Source organism: Streptomyces torulosus, assembly GCF_001419765.1.
GTDB classification, from domain to species: domain Bacteria; phylum Actinomycetota; class Actinomycetes; order Streptomycetales; family Streptomycetaceae; genus Streptomyces; species Streptomyces torulosus.
Genome location: NZ_LIRK01000558.1, coordinates 1 through 16,110, shown reverse-complemented (window position 1 = coordinate 16,110; position 16,110 = coordinate 1). Strand labels below are relative to the sequence as shown.

The following is a 16,110-nucleotide window of genomic DNA, read 5'->3' as shown; positions in this document are numbered from 1 at the left end:
GGCGAGACCGAAGACGACGCCGATCATGAAGATCGGCATGGTGCTCATGATCGGTCCGGGCTGGTCGATGCCGAAGACGTCCTTGAGCCAGCCCCACTGGAAGACGGCCACGACGGCACCGAGCGCCGCGGTCACCGACAGCAGGAACCCGAGGGCCGCCTTCAGCGGGACCAGGACCGAGCGGAAGACGAGGACGAGCAGGACGAAGGCGAGTCCGACGACGAGGCCCAGATACGGGACCATCGCGTCGTCGAGGGTCTCGGAGAAGTCGATGAACAGGGCGGTCTGGCCGGTGACCAGGACGGTCGCGCCGATCTCCTTCTCGAATCCGCCGGCGGCGGCGCGCAGGGAGTGGACCAGCTTCTCGGTCTTCGCGTCGGTCGGGCCGGTCGTCGGGATGACGTTGACCATCGCCGTGTCGCCCGCCTTGTTGACGGTGGCGGGGCTGACGGAGGCGACACCGGGCCGGTCGGCGAGGTCCTTGCCGACGCGGTCGGCGGCGGCCTTGGCGTCCTTGGCCTCGACGGTCAGGAGCAGCGGGCCGTTGAAGCCGGCGCCGAAGGAGTCCGACAGGATGTCGTACGCCTTGCGCTGGGTGGTGTCCTCGGCCATCGTGCCCTCGCCGGGCAGCCCCAGTTCCAGGCTCGCCGCCGGGACGGCGAGGGTGCCGAGGCCGATGACGCCGAGGAGCAGGACGGCGACCGGGTGGCGCAGCACCCAGCCGGCCCAGCGGGAGCCGAGGTTGGGTTTGGCCTTGGCGGCGCGCTTGGCGGCCTTGCGCTGCTGGCGGGCGCTGAGCGGCTTGCCGGAGATCTTCTTGCGCTCACGGCGGGGCAGCGTCTTGAAGGGGGCGTAGCCGAGGAGCGCCGGGACGAACGTGATGGCGATGAGCACGGCGACGGCGACCGTGCCGGCCGCGGCGAGGCCCATCTTGGTGAGCATCGGGATGTTGACGACGGCGAGGCCGGCGAGGGCGACGATGACGGTCAGGCCCGCGAAGACGACGGCGGATCCCGCGGTGCCGATGGCGCGTCCGGCGGCCTCCTCGCGGTCCCGGCCCTCCAGCATCTCGGAGCGGTAGCGGGAGATGATGAACAGGGCGTAGTCGATGCCGACGGCCAGGCCGATCATCAGGGCCAGGGTGGAGGTCGTGCTGGACAGGCCGAGGGTGGAGCCGAGCGCCGTGATGCCGCAGATGCCGACGCCGACACCGATGACGGCGGTCAGCAGGGACATGCCGGCGGCGACCATCGAGCCGAAGGTCAGCAGCAGGACGACGGCGGAGACCAGGATGCCGAGGGACTCGGCGTTGTTCTTGGCGGCTTCCACGGCGACCGCGTCACCGCCCGCCTCGACGGTCAGTCCGCTCTTGCGGGCGTCGGCCGTGGCCTCGGTGAGGGCGTCCTTCGCCTTGTCGGTCAGCTCGGTGGCGGCGACCTCGTAGAGGACGGTCGCGTAGGCGGTGGTGCCGTCCTTGCTGACGGCTCCCGCCTGGTAGGGGTCGGCGACGCCCTTGACCAGGGGCGCCTTGGCGAGGTCGGCGAGGAGCTGCTCGACCTTGGCCTTCTGGGCGGGGTCGGAGACCTTGCCCTCGGGGGCGCGGACGACCACGCGGGCGGTGGCGCCGTCCGCGCTCGCGTCCGGGAAGCGCTCCTTGAGCAGGTCGAAGGCCTTCTGCGACTCGGTGCCCGGCATCGAGAAGGTGTCGGCGGGCGGCGCCGGCGCGGCGGAGGCGGCATAGCCCACGCCGACCAGGATCAGCAGCCACAACAGTGTTGTCCGGCCTCGCCGTCGGAAGGCGAGTCGGCCCAGTTTGTAGAGGAACGTAGCCACGGCGAAGGGGACTCCCGTCGGGTTCGCTGGGTGGGGGGTCGGAAACTCCGGAGACCCCGAGGAACCCGAGGGGCTCCGAGGCTCCGAGAACTCGGAAGACTCCGAAAACTCGACCACCTTAACAAACCGCGTGAGCGGTTTGGTCATTTCAGGGAAGTGCGCGGATCGGACACTTGAACATCCGCATGGCTTCGGGCAGTTGGGTTTGGCCGCAGATGACCAGGCCAGAGCACCCGGGCGAGGTCCATGGCGGGAGCGGAGGGCGAACGACCACTTTTCGCCAATCTGGAAAACCGCGTGAGCGGTTTGTTAGCGTCCCGGCCAACGTCAGCACCGCCCTACCGAACGAGAGGCCCTTCGCCGTGACCACTTCCCTGGACAGACCTCGGCCGGCACCGCCGGTCAACGCCGTGCCCGGCGCCAAGGAGTCCCCCGTACGGGCCGAGCGGACCTTCGAGCCCGCGGTGGACGGCCTGCGCGCGATCGCGACGCTGATGGTGCTCGTCGCGCACCTCGCCCAGTGGACCGGGGCGCTCATCGACAAGACCGGCAAGCCGGGGCCCTTCGCCCCGGTGATGACGGGCTTCCTGGTGGCGATCCCGATCTTCCTGATCATCAGCGGCTATCTGCTCTACCGCCCCTGGGCCGACGCCGCGCTCGGCGGCCGCAAGGCGCCGAACACGCTGCACTACTACTGGCACCGCGTCCTGCGCATCTTCCCGGCGTACTGGCTGTTCATGGTCACCGCGCTGGTGGTGTTCAACCGGGAGCAGCTCGACGACGTGTGGCGCACGGTGCGGCTGCTGACCGTGCAGCACGTGCAGAACTGGGCGGACCTGCGCACCGATCCGGGCATGACCAACTGGGCGCAGACCTGGAGCCTCGCCACCGAGGTGCACTACTACATCGCGCTGCCCGTGGCGGCGTTCGTGCTGCACCGGGCGCTGAAGGCGACCAAGAGCCTGAAGCTGGCGGGGGCGCTGCTCACCGCGGTGATCGTCGCCGACTTCACCTGGCTCGTCGCCACCAGCCCGTCGAGCCCGCTGGGCCCGCCGTCGCTGTGGTGGCTGCGCGGCTACCTCGGGTTCCTGGCGGCGGGGATGCTGCTCGCGCTGGTCGCCGCGAAGGCCCGTACCGGGCAGCGGCTGGCGTTCGTGGAGTTCGTCCGGAACAACCCGTGGGCCTTCTGGGGTGCGGCGGCCGTGGCGTTCGCCGTGTCCAACACGGACTGGGCGGGCAGCATCGCGTCGATCGTGCTCACGAAGGAGGAGGCCGCCCTCAAGTACGTCTGCCACATGGTGGTCGCGGTGGGGCTCGCGGCGCCGTTGCTGCTGGCGCAGGGCAGCGGGCCGGAGCGGTTGCTCTCCCGGCCGACGCTCGTGTGGCTCGGGCGGAACTCCTGCGGGATGTTCCTGTGGCACCTGATCATCATGCAGGTCACCGTCTGGTACCTGCTCGACAGTGACTTCGGGCAGCTGGGGACGGGTGCGTTCTTCGCTCTGCTGCCGTTCGTGCTGGCACTGTCGGTGCTGGCCGGCTGGCTGTCGTACACGTTCGTCGAGATGCCGCTGCTGAGGCGGTTCCGCATCCGGTCGCACCGGCCGATCGCGGAACCGGAGAAGCGAACGGCCCGCGTGTGAGCGTGCGCCACGACGTCGGGCGCCGGTCCCACAGGGGGACCGGCGCTCGCGTGTCACAACCCGGCGCCCCCGGGCGGTCACGCCGTCTTCGGGGCCGCCCGCATGCCGATGTACGCGCACTTCGTGCCGTCGTCGAGGGTGGAGAAGACCACCGGCATCCAGTCCTCGGCGAAGGAGGCGCCGCCGCCCGCGCCGGCGAAGACCGTGCCGGAGAGGGGGACGAGTTCCATCTCGAGGTCCGGGGAGTAGCCGGCCATGCCGTCGACGAAGGCGTAGACCAGGTGCGGCCTGCCGTCCCGCTCGGAGACGGTGATGAGGACGCCCTCGCGCTTGTAGGTGCCGGCCCAGGGCGTGATGTCGACGGCGGGCGGCTGCTCGGCGGGGGCGAACGGCGCCGGCATGGTCACACCGGCGAGGTCGGCGAGGAGTTCGCGCAGGAGGTCGGCGTACAGCAGGCGGGAGCCGCCGCCGTTGGTGAGGAGGGCGACGGCGACACCGGCGCCCGGCACCACGCGGAGGTAGGCGTACTGGCCGATGGAGGCGCCGTCGTGGCCGAAGCCGGGCACGCCGTCCCAGTCGTAGAGGGTCCAGCCGAGGCCCCAGCCGTCGGCGCTGACCGTCCACTTGTCGGGCACGTCGGTCTCGCGCTGCTGCATCGCGGCGACCGAGTCGGGGCCGAGGACGCGGGTGCCGTCGGCCGCCCCGCCGCCGTCGAGGTGCAGCTTGGCGAAGCGGACGAGGTCACCGGCGGTGGCGCAGACGCGGGCGGCGGGGCCGGCGGCGCGCGGCATCAGGTCCCAGGCCGGGGCGAGCGCCTGCTCACCGTCCGGCCCGGCGAGATGTCCCATCGCCGCGCGGAACGGCAGGACCTCCTCGGGGAGCGTCATGGTGTGGGTGAGGCCGAGCGGGGTGAGCAGCCGGTCCTTGAGCGCCTGGTCCCAGGTCGTGCCGGTCAGCACCTCCACGATGCGGCCGAGCACCACGTACCCGATGCCGCTGTACGACACGGCCGTGCCCGGCGGGCAGTCCATCGCCACGCCCTTGGCGGCCTCGACGTACTTGGCGAGGCTGTCGTCGCCGCGCCCGGTGTCGAGGTGGAAGTCGCAGGTCAGGCCGCTGGTGTGGGACAGCAGCATCCGGGTGGTGATGACCTTGGTGGCCTCGGGGTCGATGGTGGCGAACTCCGGGAGCACGGAGACGACGGGCGCGTCCAGGTCGAGGTCGCCGGACTCGACGAGCTGCATGATCAGGGCGGCCGTGTAGACCTTGGCGATCGAGCCGAGCTGGAAGACGGAGTCGGTGGTGGCCTCCACGCCGGTCTGCCGGTTGAGGACGCCGCTGGCCAGCTCCTGCACCTCGTCGTCGACCACGAAGGCGAGGGTCGCGCCGGGCACGTCGTGCTCCTCGCGCAGTTCGTCGAGGCGGCGCTGCCAGTGGCCGAGATCGACACGGCGGCCGGTGGCCAGCTCGATCACGTCGGCGACGGGGGCCTCGGTGGTGGTCACGGGGGCCGCCGCGGGCTGTGGGTCGGGCTCAGGTGCCGGATGCGGCCTGCCGAAGGTGTCCTGCGTGGCGTCCCAGGAGCCGGAGGCGCCCTCCATCCGCCAGGTGCCGGTCAGCCCCCAGCTGTCGCTGGCCTCCCAGCTGCCGGTCGCCCTCCAGGTGCGGAGGTCGTTCCACTTCGAGCCCTGCTGCGCCTTCTTCGACATGGCATGTCCTTTGGAGGGTTGGGATACCGATGGCCTTGCCCCGACCACACGTTGTGCGGCGTGATGAACACTGTACGGAGTGCGCACACTGTGCGCAAGCCCGTACGGCGTTCATAACCAGCCAATGAAAAACCGCCCACGGCCGGGGGTGAACGCCGTGGACGGTTCGCGGAACGCGCGGGTCGGGGGCCGGTCAGCCGGTCTCGGCCCCCTTCCGGGAGCCCTGGTCCAGGCGGGACCTCAGGCCGTCCAGAACCCAGTCGAGGCCGTAGCCGAAGTTGTCCACGAGGACCTCGGACGAGCGGCCGCCTTCCTGCGCGGTGTAGCGCCGACGGAGGTGCGGATAGTCGCGGGTGGCCTGCTCGACCGCCGGCCACACCTTGCGCGTCCAGTCCTCCTGGCTCTGCCCGCTGCGGGCGAGCATCGTGAGCCAGGCGGCCTCGCTCGTGGTCATGCCGATCACATAGGCGAAGAGGATCCGCACCACGTGGTCGGCCTGCTCCAGGTCGAAGCCCGCCTCCTCCAGCATGGCGAGCATGCCCTCCGTGAGCCGCATCGAGTTCGGCCCCAGGGAGACACCCACCTCGCCCAGCATCGGGGCGATCCAGGGGTGGCGCAAGATCGTCGAACGAACACTGTGGGCACAGGCCGACGCCGCCGCCCGCCAGTCCTTCGCCGCGTCCGGACCGGGCACCTCCATCTCGCCGTAGACGTGGTCCACGACCAGCTCGATCAGCTCGTCCTTGCTCGCCACGTGCGAGTACATCGAGGTCGCTCCCGCGTTCAGCCGGGTGCCGAGGCGGCGCATGCTCAGCGCCGCGGCGCCCTCCTCGTCCAGCAGCCGCACGGCCTCGGCCACGATGACCTCCCGGCTCAGCGCGGGCTGCTCGCGCTTCTGGCGGCGCGGGCGGGTCCACACCGACTGGATCACCTGGTTCTCGGACATGCGGCCTCCTCGTCTTTCCCGGGCTTCAGGGTAACGGCATCTGGAAACACCGTACGGAGCTTGCGAACACTGTACGCCTCTCGTACGGTGTTCGACGAGCGCACGTCGTACGGAAAACGGTGGCCCGACGCCGCACGGAGAACGACGGCTCGAAGACGTCCGGTGCGGGCGGCGTGAAACCGACTGGATAACAAACCGCGTTGCTGGTTTTATTGAGGTCCGGAGCAGCCCCACACTCTGTTCGAAAGGTTTCGTCATGGAAGTCGACGTCACGGAGCGTCATCCACGCCGCTGGCTGATCCTGATCGTGTTGTGCCTCAGCACGCTGGTACTGGTCATCGACAACATGGTGCTGACGGTGGCGGTCCCGCCGATCGCCGAGGACCTCAAGGCGAGCGCCCAGGACATCCAGTGGATCCTGGAGTCCTACATGCTGGTCTTCGCCGGTCTGCTGCTGACCGCGGGGAGCCTGTCCGACCGGTACGGCCGCCGCAAGGTCATGATCATCGGCCTGACGGTGTTCGGGGCCGCCTCCGTGCTGGCCACCTGGGCCGGCAGTGCGGAGATGCTGATCTTCGCCCGGGTGCTGATGGGCATCGGCGGCGCTCTGCTGATGCCGAGCACCCTGTCCATCCTCATCACGGTCTTCGACGAGGACGAGCGGCCCAAGGCGATCGGCGCGTGGAGCGCGGTGGCCATGATCGGGCTGGTCGGCGGGCCCGTTTTCGGCGGTGTGCTCATCGCCCACTTCTGGTGGGGCGCCGTCTTCCTCATCAACATCCCGATCGCGGCGCTCGCCATCGTCTCGGCGCTGGTGCTGATGCCGGAGTCCAAGGGGCCCTGGCGCAAGCCGGACCCGGTCGGCACGGTGCTGTCCGTCGTCGGTATGACGGCGCTGGTCTGGGCGATCAACGAGTGGCCGAAGGACGGCATCACCCACCCCGCCACGCTGACGGCGGCCGTGGTGGCCGTGGTCGCGCTGGTCTCCTTCGGGATCTGGGAGACCCGGATCCCGGAGCCGATGATGCCCGTGGCGCTGTTCCGGAACCGGGTGTTCACCGGGTCGAGCTTCTCGCTGGTCCTGCTGACGTTCGCCAACGGCGGTCTGATGCTGGTGCTCACGCAGTACCTCCAGTTCGTGCTGGGCTACTCGCCCACGAAGACCGGCCTCGCGTTCATGCCCGCGGCCGTCGCCTCGCTCGTCTTCAACGGGGTCGGCGCCGCGCTCGCCAAGAAGATCGGCAACCGGGCGCTCGCCGTCTCCGGTCTGCTGGTCATCGCCGGCGGGTTCGCCACGCTGTCGACGCTGTCCCCCGGGGACGGCTTCGGGACGCTGTCGGTGGCGATGGTGCTGATGGGCGCGGGCGCGGGTCTCGCGATGCCGGCGGCGATCGCGGCGCTCATGGGCGCGGTTCCCCAGGAGCACGCGGGGGTGGGCTCCGCCCTCAACGACACCATCCAGCAGGCGGGTGCGGCGTTCGGTGTGGCGGTGCTGGGTGCGGTGCTGTCCAGCACGTACACCTCCGAGATGCCGGAGTCCGCACCGGCCGCCGCGCGGGAGACCATCGGCGAGGGGCTCGCCGTGGCCGCGCGGACGAACGACGCGGGGCTCGTCTCGACCGTCCACGAGGCGTTCACCGACGCGGTGTCCAGCAGCTTCACCGTGGGTGCCGCGGGGGTCGTGGGCGCGGCCGTGCTGGCCCTGTTCCTGATGAAGGGGGCGGGCAAGGGCGAGGCGGCGCCCGCGAGTGAGGAGAAGACGCCTGAGGTGGTGGGGGTGCACTGAGGCGACGGGACGGTGATGACGGCGGGGCCCCCCGGGCGGGCNNGCCCCACGGACGGACGTCCGTGGGGCCCCGCCGGTGTGTGGACGTGCGCCTAGGAGCGCTCCACCACCGTCGCCTCCAGGATGGCCGGGAGCTGGTGCAGGAAGCGGTCCGCGTCCTCCTCCGACAGGATCAGCGGTGGGGCCAGGCGGATCACGTCCGGGGTCGCCGCGTTCAGGAGGAAACCCGCCTGCTGGGCCTCCTGTTGGAAGCGCGCGGCCTTCGGCTCCCGCAGGGCGATGCCCAGCAGCAGGCCCGCGCCGCGGACTTCGGCCACCAAGGGGTGCGCCAGGGCCTCGACGCCCGTTCGCAGTCTCTCCCCCACCCGCTTCACGTGGGCCAGCAGGCCCTCGGTCTCGATGGTCTCCAGGACCGCCAGGGCCGCCGCGCAGACGATCGGGTTGCCGCTGAACGTGGAGCCGTGGGTGCCGGGGGTGAGGAGGTCGGCCGCGGAGCCGAAGGCGAGGGTCGCGCCGATCGGGAGGCCGCCGCCGAGCCCCTTGGCCAGGGTGACGACGTCCGCCTCGACGNNGCCGGTCTGCACCTCGTCGAGGACGAGGAGGGTGCCGGTGGCCTCGGTGATCTCACGGGCCGCCGTCAGATAGCCGGGGGGCGGGACTATCACGCCGTTCTCGCCCTGGATCGGCTCCAGGATCAGCACCGCGGTGTCCCGGGTGACCGCGGCGCGCAGGGCGTCCACGTCGCCGTACGGGACATGGTCGACCGGGCCGGGGAGCGGGGCGAACGGGATGCGTTTGGCCGGCTGGCCGGTGAGGGAGAGGGCGCCCATGGTGCGGCCGTGGAAACCTCCGGCGGCGGCGACCATGTGGGGGCGGCCCGTCAGCCGGCCCATCTTGAAGGCGGCCTCGTTGGCCTCGGCGCCGGAGTTGGAGAAGTACACGCGGCCCGCGCGGCCGGAGAGTTCGAGGAGGCGCTCGGCCAGGGCGACCGTCGGCTCGGCGACGAAGAAGTTGGAGATGTGGCCGAGACCGGCCGCCTGCTCGGTGAGGGCGCGCAGGATCGCCGGGTGGGCGTGGCCGAGGGAGTTGACCGCGATCCCGGCCAGCAGATCCAGGTACTCGCGGCCGTCCGCGTCCCAGACGCGGGTGCCCCTGCCGCGCACCAGCGGCAGTCGCGGGGTGCCGAAGTTGTCCATCATGGCGCCCTGCCAGCGGCGGGTGAGGTCGCCGGATGTGCCGGGTGCGGTGCCGGTCGTATCGTCGCTCATGCGGCCGCCTCCATTCGGGCCGTGGCTGCCGAGGACTCGGTCTCGTCGGGCACGACCATCGTGCCGATGCCCTCGTTGGTGAAGATCTCCAGCAGGATCGAGTGCTTGACCCGGCCGTCGATGACGCGGGCGGTGCGCACCCCGTTGCTGACGGCGTGCAGGCAGCCCTCCATCTTGGGGATCATGCCGCTGGCCAGGCCGGGCAGCAGATCGCGCAGTTCGCTCGCGCTGAGCCTCGGGATGACCTCCTCGCTGTGCGGCCAGTCCGCGTACAGGCCCTCGACATCGGTGAGGATGAGCAGCATCTCGGCGCCGAGCGCGGCGGCGAGGGCGGCGGCCGCGGTGTCCGCGTTGACGTTGAAGACACCGCCCTCGGCCGCGTCCTTGGCGTCGGAGCTGCGGGCGATGGAGGAGATGACCGGGATGCGGCCGTTGTCGATCAGGGCCTGGACGACCCCGGCGTCCACGGTGGCGACCTCGCCCACGCGGCCGATGTCGACCGGTTTGCCGTCGACGTCGGCGTAGCACTTCACGGCGGTCATCAGCCGGGCGTCCTCGCCGGTCATGCCGACGGCGTGCGGTCCGTGCTCGTTGAGGAGGCCGACGAGTTCGCGCTGCACCTGACCGGCGAGGACCATGCGGACGACGTCCATGGTCTCGTCGGTGGTGACCCTGAGGCCGCCGGTGAAGTGGGACTTCAGGCCGAGGCGTTCGAGCTGGGCGCTGATCTGCGGGCCGCCGCCGTGCACGACGACGGGGTTCAGGCCGGCGTGCCGCAGGAACAGGATGTCCTGGGCGAAGGCCGCCTTGAGCGACTGGTCGACCATGGCGTTGCCGCCGAACTTGATGACGATGGTCTTGCCCCGGTGGCGGGCCATCCAGGGCAGTGCCTCGACCAGGGCATGGGCCTTGGGCAGCGCCTTCTGTCTGCGGTCGGCGGCCATGCCGGTGGGGGTGAGAGGGCTGTCGGGTCCGGCGTCGGCGCCGGTTCCTATGGGTGAGGTCACGACGAGTACTCGCTGTTCTCGTGGACGTACTGGGCGGTCAGGTCATTGGCCCAGATCACGGCGGACTCGGTGCCGGCGGCGAGGTCGGCGGTGACGCGGACCTCGCGGCCGCTCATGTCGACCAGCGAGCGGTCCTCGCCGACCGAGCCGTCCTTGCAGACCCAGACGTCGTTGATGGCGACGTTCAGCCGGTCCGGGTCGAAGACGGCGGAGGTGGTGCCGATCGCGGACAGCACCCGGCCCCAGTTGGGGTCCTCGCCGTGGATGGCGCACTTGAGGAGGTTGTTGCGGGCGATGGTGCGGCCCACCTCGACGGCGTCGGTCTCGCTGTCGGCGCCGGTCACCTCGATGCGGATGTCCTTGCTCGCGCCCTCGGCGTCGCCGATGAGCTGCCGGGCGAGGTCGGCGCAGACGGCGCGTACGGCCTCGGCGAACTCCTCCTCGGCGGGGGCGACTTCGGCGGCGCCGGAGGCGAGGAGCAGGACGGTGTCGTTGGTGGACATGCAGCCGTCGGAGTCGACGCGGTCGAAGGTGGTACGGGTGGCGTCGCGAAGTGCCTTCCCCAGCACGGCACTTGGCAGGTCGGCGTCGGTGGTGATCACGGCCAGCATGGTGGCGAGCCCGGGGGCGAGCATGCCGGCGCCCTTGGCCATGCCGCCGACGGTCCAGCCGTCGCCCTGGTACACGGATGTCTTGTGCACGGTGTCGGTGGTCTTGATGGCGATGGCGGCCTTCTCGCCGCTGTGCTCGGACAGCTGCCCGGCGGCCCTCTCCAGGCCCGTGAGCAGCCTGTCCATCGGCAGCCGTACGCCGATGAGGCCGGTCGAGGCGACCGCGATCTCCTCGACGCCGCGGCCGAGCAGCTCCGCGGCCCGCTGGGCGGTGGTGATCGTGTCCTGGTAGCCCTCGGGGCCCGTGCAGGCGTTGGCGCCACCGGAGTTGAGGACGACCGCGGACACATGGCCGTCGGCGAGAGCCTCGCGGGACCACTGGACGGGGGCGGCCTGGACGCGGTTGGAGGTGAAGACGCCGGCGGCGGCCGACCGCGGCCCGTTGTTGACCACGAGGGCGAGGTCCGGATTGCCGTTCTGTTTGATTCCGGCGGCGACGCCCGCCGCCGTGAAACCTTTCGCTGCGGTGACGCTCATGGTGCGACTCCGATCGTGGAAAGCCCCAGGTCCTCGGGGAGCCCGAGGGCGATGTTCATGCTCTGGACGGCACCCCCCGCGGTGCCCTTGGTGAGGTTGTCGATGGCGCTGATCGCGATGATCCGGCCGGCCGAGGTGTCGAGGGCGACCTGGATCTGTGCGGCGTTCGACCCGTACACGGCGGCGGTGGCGGGCCACTGCCCCTCGGGCAGCAGCCGGACGAACGGTTCGTCGTGCAGTGCCTTCTCGTACGCGGCGCGTACGTCGTCGGCGGTGGTCCCGGGCTTCGCCTTCGCGCTGCAGGTGGCGAGGATGCCGCGGGGCATGGGCGCCAGGGTCGGGGTGAAGGAGACGGAGACCGGCTCCCCCGCGGCGGCGCTCAGGTTCTGCATCATTTCAGGGGTGTGCCGGTGTTCACCACCCACGCCGTACGGGCTCATCGACCCCATGACCTCGGAGCCGAGGAGGTGCGGCTTGGCCGCCTTGCCCGCGCCGGAGGTCCCGGACGCGGCGACGACCACGGCCTCGGGTTCGGCGAGACCGGCGGCGTACGCGGGGAAGAGGGCGAGGGAGACGGCGGTCGGGTAGCAGCCCGGCACCGCGATCCGGTTCGTGCTGCGCAACCGCTCGCGCCCGCCGGGGAGTTCGGGCAGGCCGTAGGGCCAGGTGCCGGCGTGCGGGGAGCCGTAGAAGCGTTCCCAGTCGCCGGCGCTGCGCAGCCGGAAGTCGGCGCCGCAGTCCACGACCAGGACGTCGGGGCCCAGCTCCCGGGCGACGGCCGCCGACTGGCCGTGCGGCAGGGCGAGGAACACGACGTCGTGTCCCCTCAGCACCTCGGTGGTGGTCGGTTCCAGCACCCGGTCCGCCAAGGGCGGCAGATGCGGCTGGAGTCCGCCCAGCGGCTGCCCGGCGTTCGCGTTCCCCGTCAGGGCGCCGATCTCCACCTCCGGGTGCCCGATCAGCAGGCGGAGAAGCTCACCTCCCGCATATCCGCTCGCTCCGGCTACGGCTGCTCGCACTGTCATGACCCCTCCCGGATTGGCATGGGTTGCCGTTGTAACCGGGGCCGGAGCGCCCCAACAAGGCGTTCAATCATGTCCATGACAACAATGCGGGGCCGTTTCCCCGGCCGCGCACAGCGAACGGGGCGGCGGCGCCGACACGGCACCACCGCCCCGCTGACCAGGCGTTCAAGGGTTCCACGGAGGATCGCGGGCTCAGCTCACCAGCCGCATCGGTCCTCCGTACACCGCCTCGACATGCCCGAACCCCTCCCCCGGCAGTCCGGGCGTCGCGTCGACGGTCTCCGCGTACTGGAGGCGTACGACGTCGTCGGGGACGCGGCGTTCCGGCGGGCGCCGGGCGTTGCGCTCCAGACAGGTCTCCAGCGGTGTGGTCATGATCAGCGCGGCCGCCGGGACCCGGTGCCGGCCGGCGATGTCGAGCAGTTTCGCCCGCACCACCCGGTCGGGGCCGTCGGCGTCGACGACCGTCGTCAGCCGGCGCGCCAGCCGTGCCTCCAGCACCTCGCCCAGGACGTGGACCGCCTCGTCCGTGGCGTCCTCGTCGATCGGGTCGTCGCAGATCCGCTCCCGGAACTCGTCCAGCTCCAGCACCGCGCTCGGCGGCCAGGCTCCGGCGAGCGCGCTCTTCCCACTGCCCGCCGCGCCCAGCAGCACGATCAGAACCGGGTCGGGCAGAACGGCGTCGGCCATGGCTCGTCTCCTCTCGGATCTGGTGGACGAGCCGGGTGCGTACCGCCGAGGAGCCCGTACATGACCGAACGGCCCGCTCCGGGCGGGCCGTTGATCAGGGTGTTCGAGAAGTACGGGAATCGTGTACGGGGATCGTGTACGGGGATGTCCAAGGGATGTGAACCCGGCCCCCACGTCTGTCCGTCAAGGATCGACCAGGGGTGGGTGTTCAGTCCATGGCTGCCGGAGAAGAGGGCGAGGACGAATCCGGCGGTGTCAGAAGCGCACCGGGAGCGACACCAGGTGGATGCCGTCGCCCGGCATCGCCACGTACTCCAGCGCCTCGCGGTCCACGGCGAGGGTCAGGCCGTCGTTACGGACGAACAGGGTCTCCAGGACCACCTCGGCCTGGAGGCGGGCGAGGGCGGCGCCGATGCAGAAGTGCGGACCGTGGCCGAAGGCCATGTGGCCGACGCCGCGGCCGAGTTCACGGCCGATGTCGAGCTTGTCGGCGCCGCCGGGGAACTCGCGCGGGTCGTGGTTCACACCGACCAGCGCGGCCGTGACCACCTCGCCCTGCTTGACCGGCATACCGCCCAGCTCCAGGTCCTCGGTGGCGTACATGGGGGCGCCGATCGGGACGGGCGTGGTGAAGCGGAGGAGCTCGGGGACCGCGCGGCCGGCGAGCAGCTCGGGCTCCTCGCGCAGCCGGGCGAGCTGGTCGGGGTGGTCGAGCAGGGCGAGGATCGCGTCGGCGATGAAGTGGGCTGGCGGCATGATGCCCGTGTTGATCAGCAGCAGGAAGATCGCGACGATCTCGGTCTCGCCGAAGTCGCCCTCCTCCTGGCTCACCCGGATCAGCTCGGAGATCAGGTCGTCCGAGAGGGCGGCCGTGCGCTCCTCGATGAGCTTCTTGCAGTGCTCGACCATGCCCTTGAGGGCCGGGATGAACCGCTCCGGGTCGCCCGAGATGTAGTCGCGGATCCACGCGCAGATCTGCGGCTGGTCGGCCGCGTCGACGCCGATGAGTTCGCAGACGCCGAAGCCGGCGAGGGGGTGGCTGAGGTCCTCCAGGAGGTCGGCCTCGCCCTTGGCGGCCATCGCCGCGTAGAGGTCGTGGGTGATCTTCTCGATCTTCGGGCGCAGGGCGTTGATACGGCGGGCCGTGAAGGCGCGGGTGATCAGGGTGCGCATCCGGGTGTGGTCCTCGCCGTCGGCCAGGACGAGGATGCCGAGGTAGTCGCGGTACTCCGCGGGCAGCCCGTACGCCTCGATCATCTGGTCGGCGATGCTCGGGCCGTCCTCGCCGGGGAGTTTGCGGTTGTCCCGCACGAAGCGGGGGTCCGTGAGGGCGGCCTTGGCGTCCTCGTAGCGGGTCAGCAGCCAGACCGGGGTCTCGACGTCCGGGAGGGTCACCCGGACGAGGGGGGCCTGCTCGCGGAGGCTGGTGAAGCCGCCGGGGGTGCTGACGAACTTCGAGGTCAGGCTGAGGACTTCCTGGGACATGGGGTCTCCGTCCGTGGCTCCGGGCTGGCTGGCGTTGGCTTGAAACATACCGGGACAGCGGTATGTTTCCTACCGCGTTCAACTGCTCGGGAGTGTGGGGTTGTCGGGCATGAGGAAGGGCCGCGCGGCGGGGGGTTCGCCTGCGCGGCCCTTCTTGGGGTGGTGCCGTGGTTCGCGGGAGAGCTCGGGAGGTGGGTTCGTCGGCGGGTGCGGGTGAGTCGTGGCTGGTCGCGCAGTTCCCCGCGCCCCTGACGGCTCGGGCCTGCGGCCCGGCCCTCAGCTGGAAAAGCACGGGGCCGCAGGCCCCTGCTTTTCCAGGGGCGCGGGGAACTGCGCGACCAGCCACACACCACCCGCACCCGCCGACGAACCGCGCACCCCCGAGCTATGAGGCGCCCGGTCCCAACTCCAGCGTGCAGGACTTGACCCCTCCGTCTCCCCTCACCAGCTCCGACAGATCCAGCAGCAGCGGGCGGAAGCCCCGCTCCCGCAGGGCCGGCGCCACCGCTTCCGCCGTTTCCGGCAGGACCACATGGAGGCCGTCGCTGACCGCGTTGAGCGCCAGCGACGCCGCGGCCGGCTCGTCGACCAGGAGTGCGTCGGGGAAGAGGCCGGCCAGCACGTCCCGGCTGACCTCGGTGAACGCCGCCGGGTGGTACATCACCTCGTCGCCGTCCAGGACGGCCAGCGCGGTGTCGAGGTGCTGGAAGCGGGGGTCCGCCAGCTCCAGGCTGATCAGGGGGCGCCGGAAGAAGTCGAGGGCCTCGCGGTGGGCCTCGGGGGCGCTCCCCACCTGGCGGCCGGCGAGGATCCAGCGGTCGGTGACCAGGACGTCCCGCGCGCCCTCGTTGGCGTGGACGGCACCCCGTACGTCCGTGAAGCCGTGCGTGCGGAACCAGTCCAGGTACGCCGGTTCACCCGCCGGACCGCCTCGGCGCGCCCCCAGCACCCGGCCGTCCACGACCGCCGCGGTCGCCGCCGCGCGGACCGCGTCGGGAAGACCCGGCAGCGGGCCGATCAGCCGGACGTCATGGCCGAGCGAGAGATAGAGGCTGTAGAGACGGCCCCACTGCATCAGGGCCCGCCGGGACGTGAGAGGGGCGGAGGACCGGTCGGTCCAGGGGCGGTCCGCCTCCACCGCGTCGAAGGGGTACGGCTGGCACATCAGGTACCGGCGGCGGGTCGCGGTGCGCTCCCCGCGGCGGTACGCCGGCCGGAGGGGGGTCCGGCGGCGCACCGCCGCGCGAGGGCGGGCGAGGACACCCTCGCGGCGGGCGCTCATGCGCCGGCCATCGCCTCGCGGAGGCTCTTGGGTCGCAGGTCGGTCCAGTGCCGCTCGATGTAGTCGAGGCAGTCCTGGCGGCCGGCGTCGCCGAACACCACCCGCCAGCCCGCCGGGACCTGGGTGAAGGTCGGCCACAGCGAGTGCTGCTCCTCGTCGTTGACGAGGACGTGGAAGGTGCCGTTGGCGTCGTCGAACGGGTTGGTGCTCATGACGGGGTCACTCCTTCTCGGTGTACGTCGATCGGTGTGTGGTCGAACGGTCGGTGCTGTCGGGGCCGCGGTCTCGGGG

Annotated in this window: 13 protein-coding genes and 1 pseudogene; 2 read left to right on the top strand and 12 right to left on the bottom strand. The window is 71.3% G+C overall.

Annotation, left to right across the window (positions count from 1 at the left end; all coding sequences use genetic code 11):
* Positions 1 to 1,833: MMPL family transporter (locus AOK23_RS33245; RefSeq protein ID WP_055716259.1), on the bottom strand; the 1,833-nt coding region annotated here is incomplete at its 3' end.
* 362 nt (positions 1,834 to 2,195) lie between these two features.
* Here AOK23_RS33245 and AOK23_RS33240 point away from each other — a divergent pair.
* Positions 2,196 to 3,473: an acyltransferase family protein gene (locus AOK23_RS33240; RefSeq protein WP_055716255.1), complete on the top strand. Its 1,278-nt coding sequence runs from the start codon at positions 2,196 to 2,198 to the stop codon at positions 3,471 to 3,473.
* Positions 3,474 to 3,550: 77 nt separating this feature from the next.
* Here the strand turns inward: AOK23_RS33240 and AOK23_RS33235 are convergent, their stop codons facing one another.
* Together AOK23_RS33235 and AOK23_RS33230 are read right to left on the bottom strand one after the other, a co-directional pair.
* Positions 3,551 to 5,182 (bottom strand): serine hydrolase domain-containing protein, encoded by a 1,632-nt coding sequence (locus AOK23_RS33235; RefSeq protein ID WP_240496683.1) that lies wholly within the window; start codon positions 5,180 to 5,182, stop codon positions 3,551 to 3,553.
* 193 nt (positions 5,183 to 5,375) lie between these two features.
* Positions 5,376 to 6,128 carry a TetR/AcrR family transcriptional regulator gene (locus tag AOK23_RS33230; RefSeq protein ID WP_055716254.1) on the bottom strand — a complete coding sequence of 251 codons (753 nt, stop codon included), beginning with the start codon at positions 6,126 to 6,128 and terminating at the stop codon, positions 5,376 to 5,378.
* Between the two features lie 256 nt (positions 6,129 to 6,384).
* Here AOK23_RS33230 and AOK23_RS33225 point away from each other — a divergent pair, with 256 nt between their 5' ends.
* Positions 6,385 to 7,914, top strand: a complete 1,530-nt coding sequence (locus AOK23_RS33225; protein WP_055716253.1) for an MFS transporter — start codon at positions 6,385 to 6,387, stop codon at positions 7,912 to 7,914.
* Between the two features lie 92 nt (positions 7,915 to 8,006).
* On the opposite strand, the pseudogene AOK23_RS50650 reads toward AOK23_RS33225, so the two are convergent.
* The 9 genes and pseudogenes from AOK23_RS50650 to AOK23_RS33185 form a co-directional block, all read right to left on the bottom strand.
* Positions 8,007 to 8,484: pseudogene (locus AOK23_RS50650) on the bottom strand (aminotransferase class III-fold pyridoxal phosphate-dependent enzyme); the annotation flags it as partial.
* A 2-nt stretch (positions 8,485 to 8,486) separates the two neighbouring features.
* Positions 8,487 to 9,182, bottom strand: a 696-nt coding sequence (locus AOK23_RS50645; RefSeq protein ID WP_240496682.1) for an aminotransferase class III-fold pyridoxal phosphate-dependent enzyme, incomplete at its 3' end; no start/stop codon positions are given.
* Positions 9,179 to 10,126, bottom strand: coding sequence for an acetylglutamate kinase (argB, locus tag AOK23_RS33215; RefSeq protein ID WP_055716257.1), 948 nt, complete (start codon positions 10,124 to 10,126; stop codon positions 9,179 to 9,181). The genes AOK23_RS50645 and argB, both read right to left, overlap by 4 nt.
* Before the next feature lie 59 nt (positions 10,127 to 10,185).
* Positions 10,186 to 11,337, bottom strand: coding sequence for a bifunctional glutamate N-acetyltransferase/amino-acid acetyltransferase ArgJ (gene argJ, locus AOK23_RS33210; protein ID WP_055716251.1), 1,152 nt, complete (start codon positions 11,335 to 11,337; stop codon positions 10,186 to 10,188).
* Entirely contained in the window at positions 11,334 to 12,362 is a 1,029-nt protein-coding gene (argC, locus tag AOK23_RS33205; protein WP_055716250.1) for an N-acetyl-gamma-glutamyl-phosphate reductase, read from the bottom strand. Before argC ends, argJ begins: the two co-directional genes overlap by 4 nt.
* Positions 12,363 to 12,554: 192 nt before the next feature.
* Positions 12,555 to 13,052, bottom strand: a complete 498-nt coding sequence (locus AOK23_RS33200) for an AAA family ATPase (protein WP_055541637.1) — start codon at positions 13,050 to 13,052, stop codon at positions 12,555 to 12,557.
* Between the two features lie 255 nt (positions 13,053 to 13,307).
* Positions 13,308 to 14,537, bottom strand: coding sequence for a cytochrome P450 family protein (locus AOK23_RS33195; RefSeq protein ID WP_055716249.1), 1,230 nt, complete (start codon positions 14,535 to 14,537; stop codon positions 13,308 to 13,310).
* Between the two features lie 385 nt (positions 14,538 to 14,922).
* On the bottom strand, positions 14,923 to 15,819 hold the full coding sequence (locus AOK23_RS33190) for a dimethylarginine dimethylaminohydrolase family protein (RefSeq protein WP_240496681.1): 897 nt from the start codon (positions 15,817 to 15,819) through the stop codon (positions 14,923 to 14,925).
* On the bottom strand, positions 15,816 to 16,031 hold the full coding sequence (locus AOK23_RS33185) for an MbtH family protein (protein ID WP_055516485.1): 216 nt from the start codon (positions 16,029 to 16,031) through the stop codon (positions 15,816 to 15,818). Before AOK23_RS33185 ends, AOK23_RS33190 begins: the two co-directional genes overlap by 4 nt.
* Between the last annotated feature and the right edge of the window lie 79 nt (positions 16,032 to 16,110).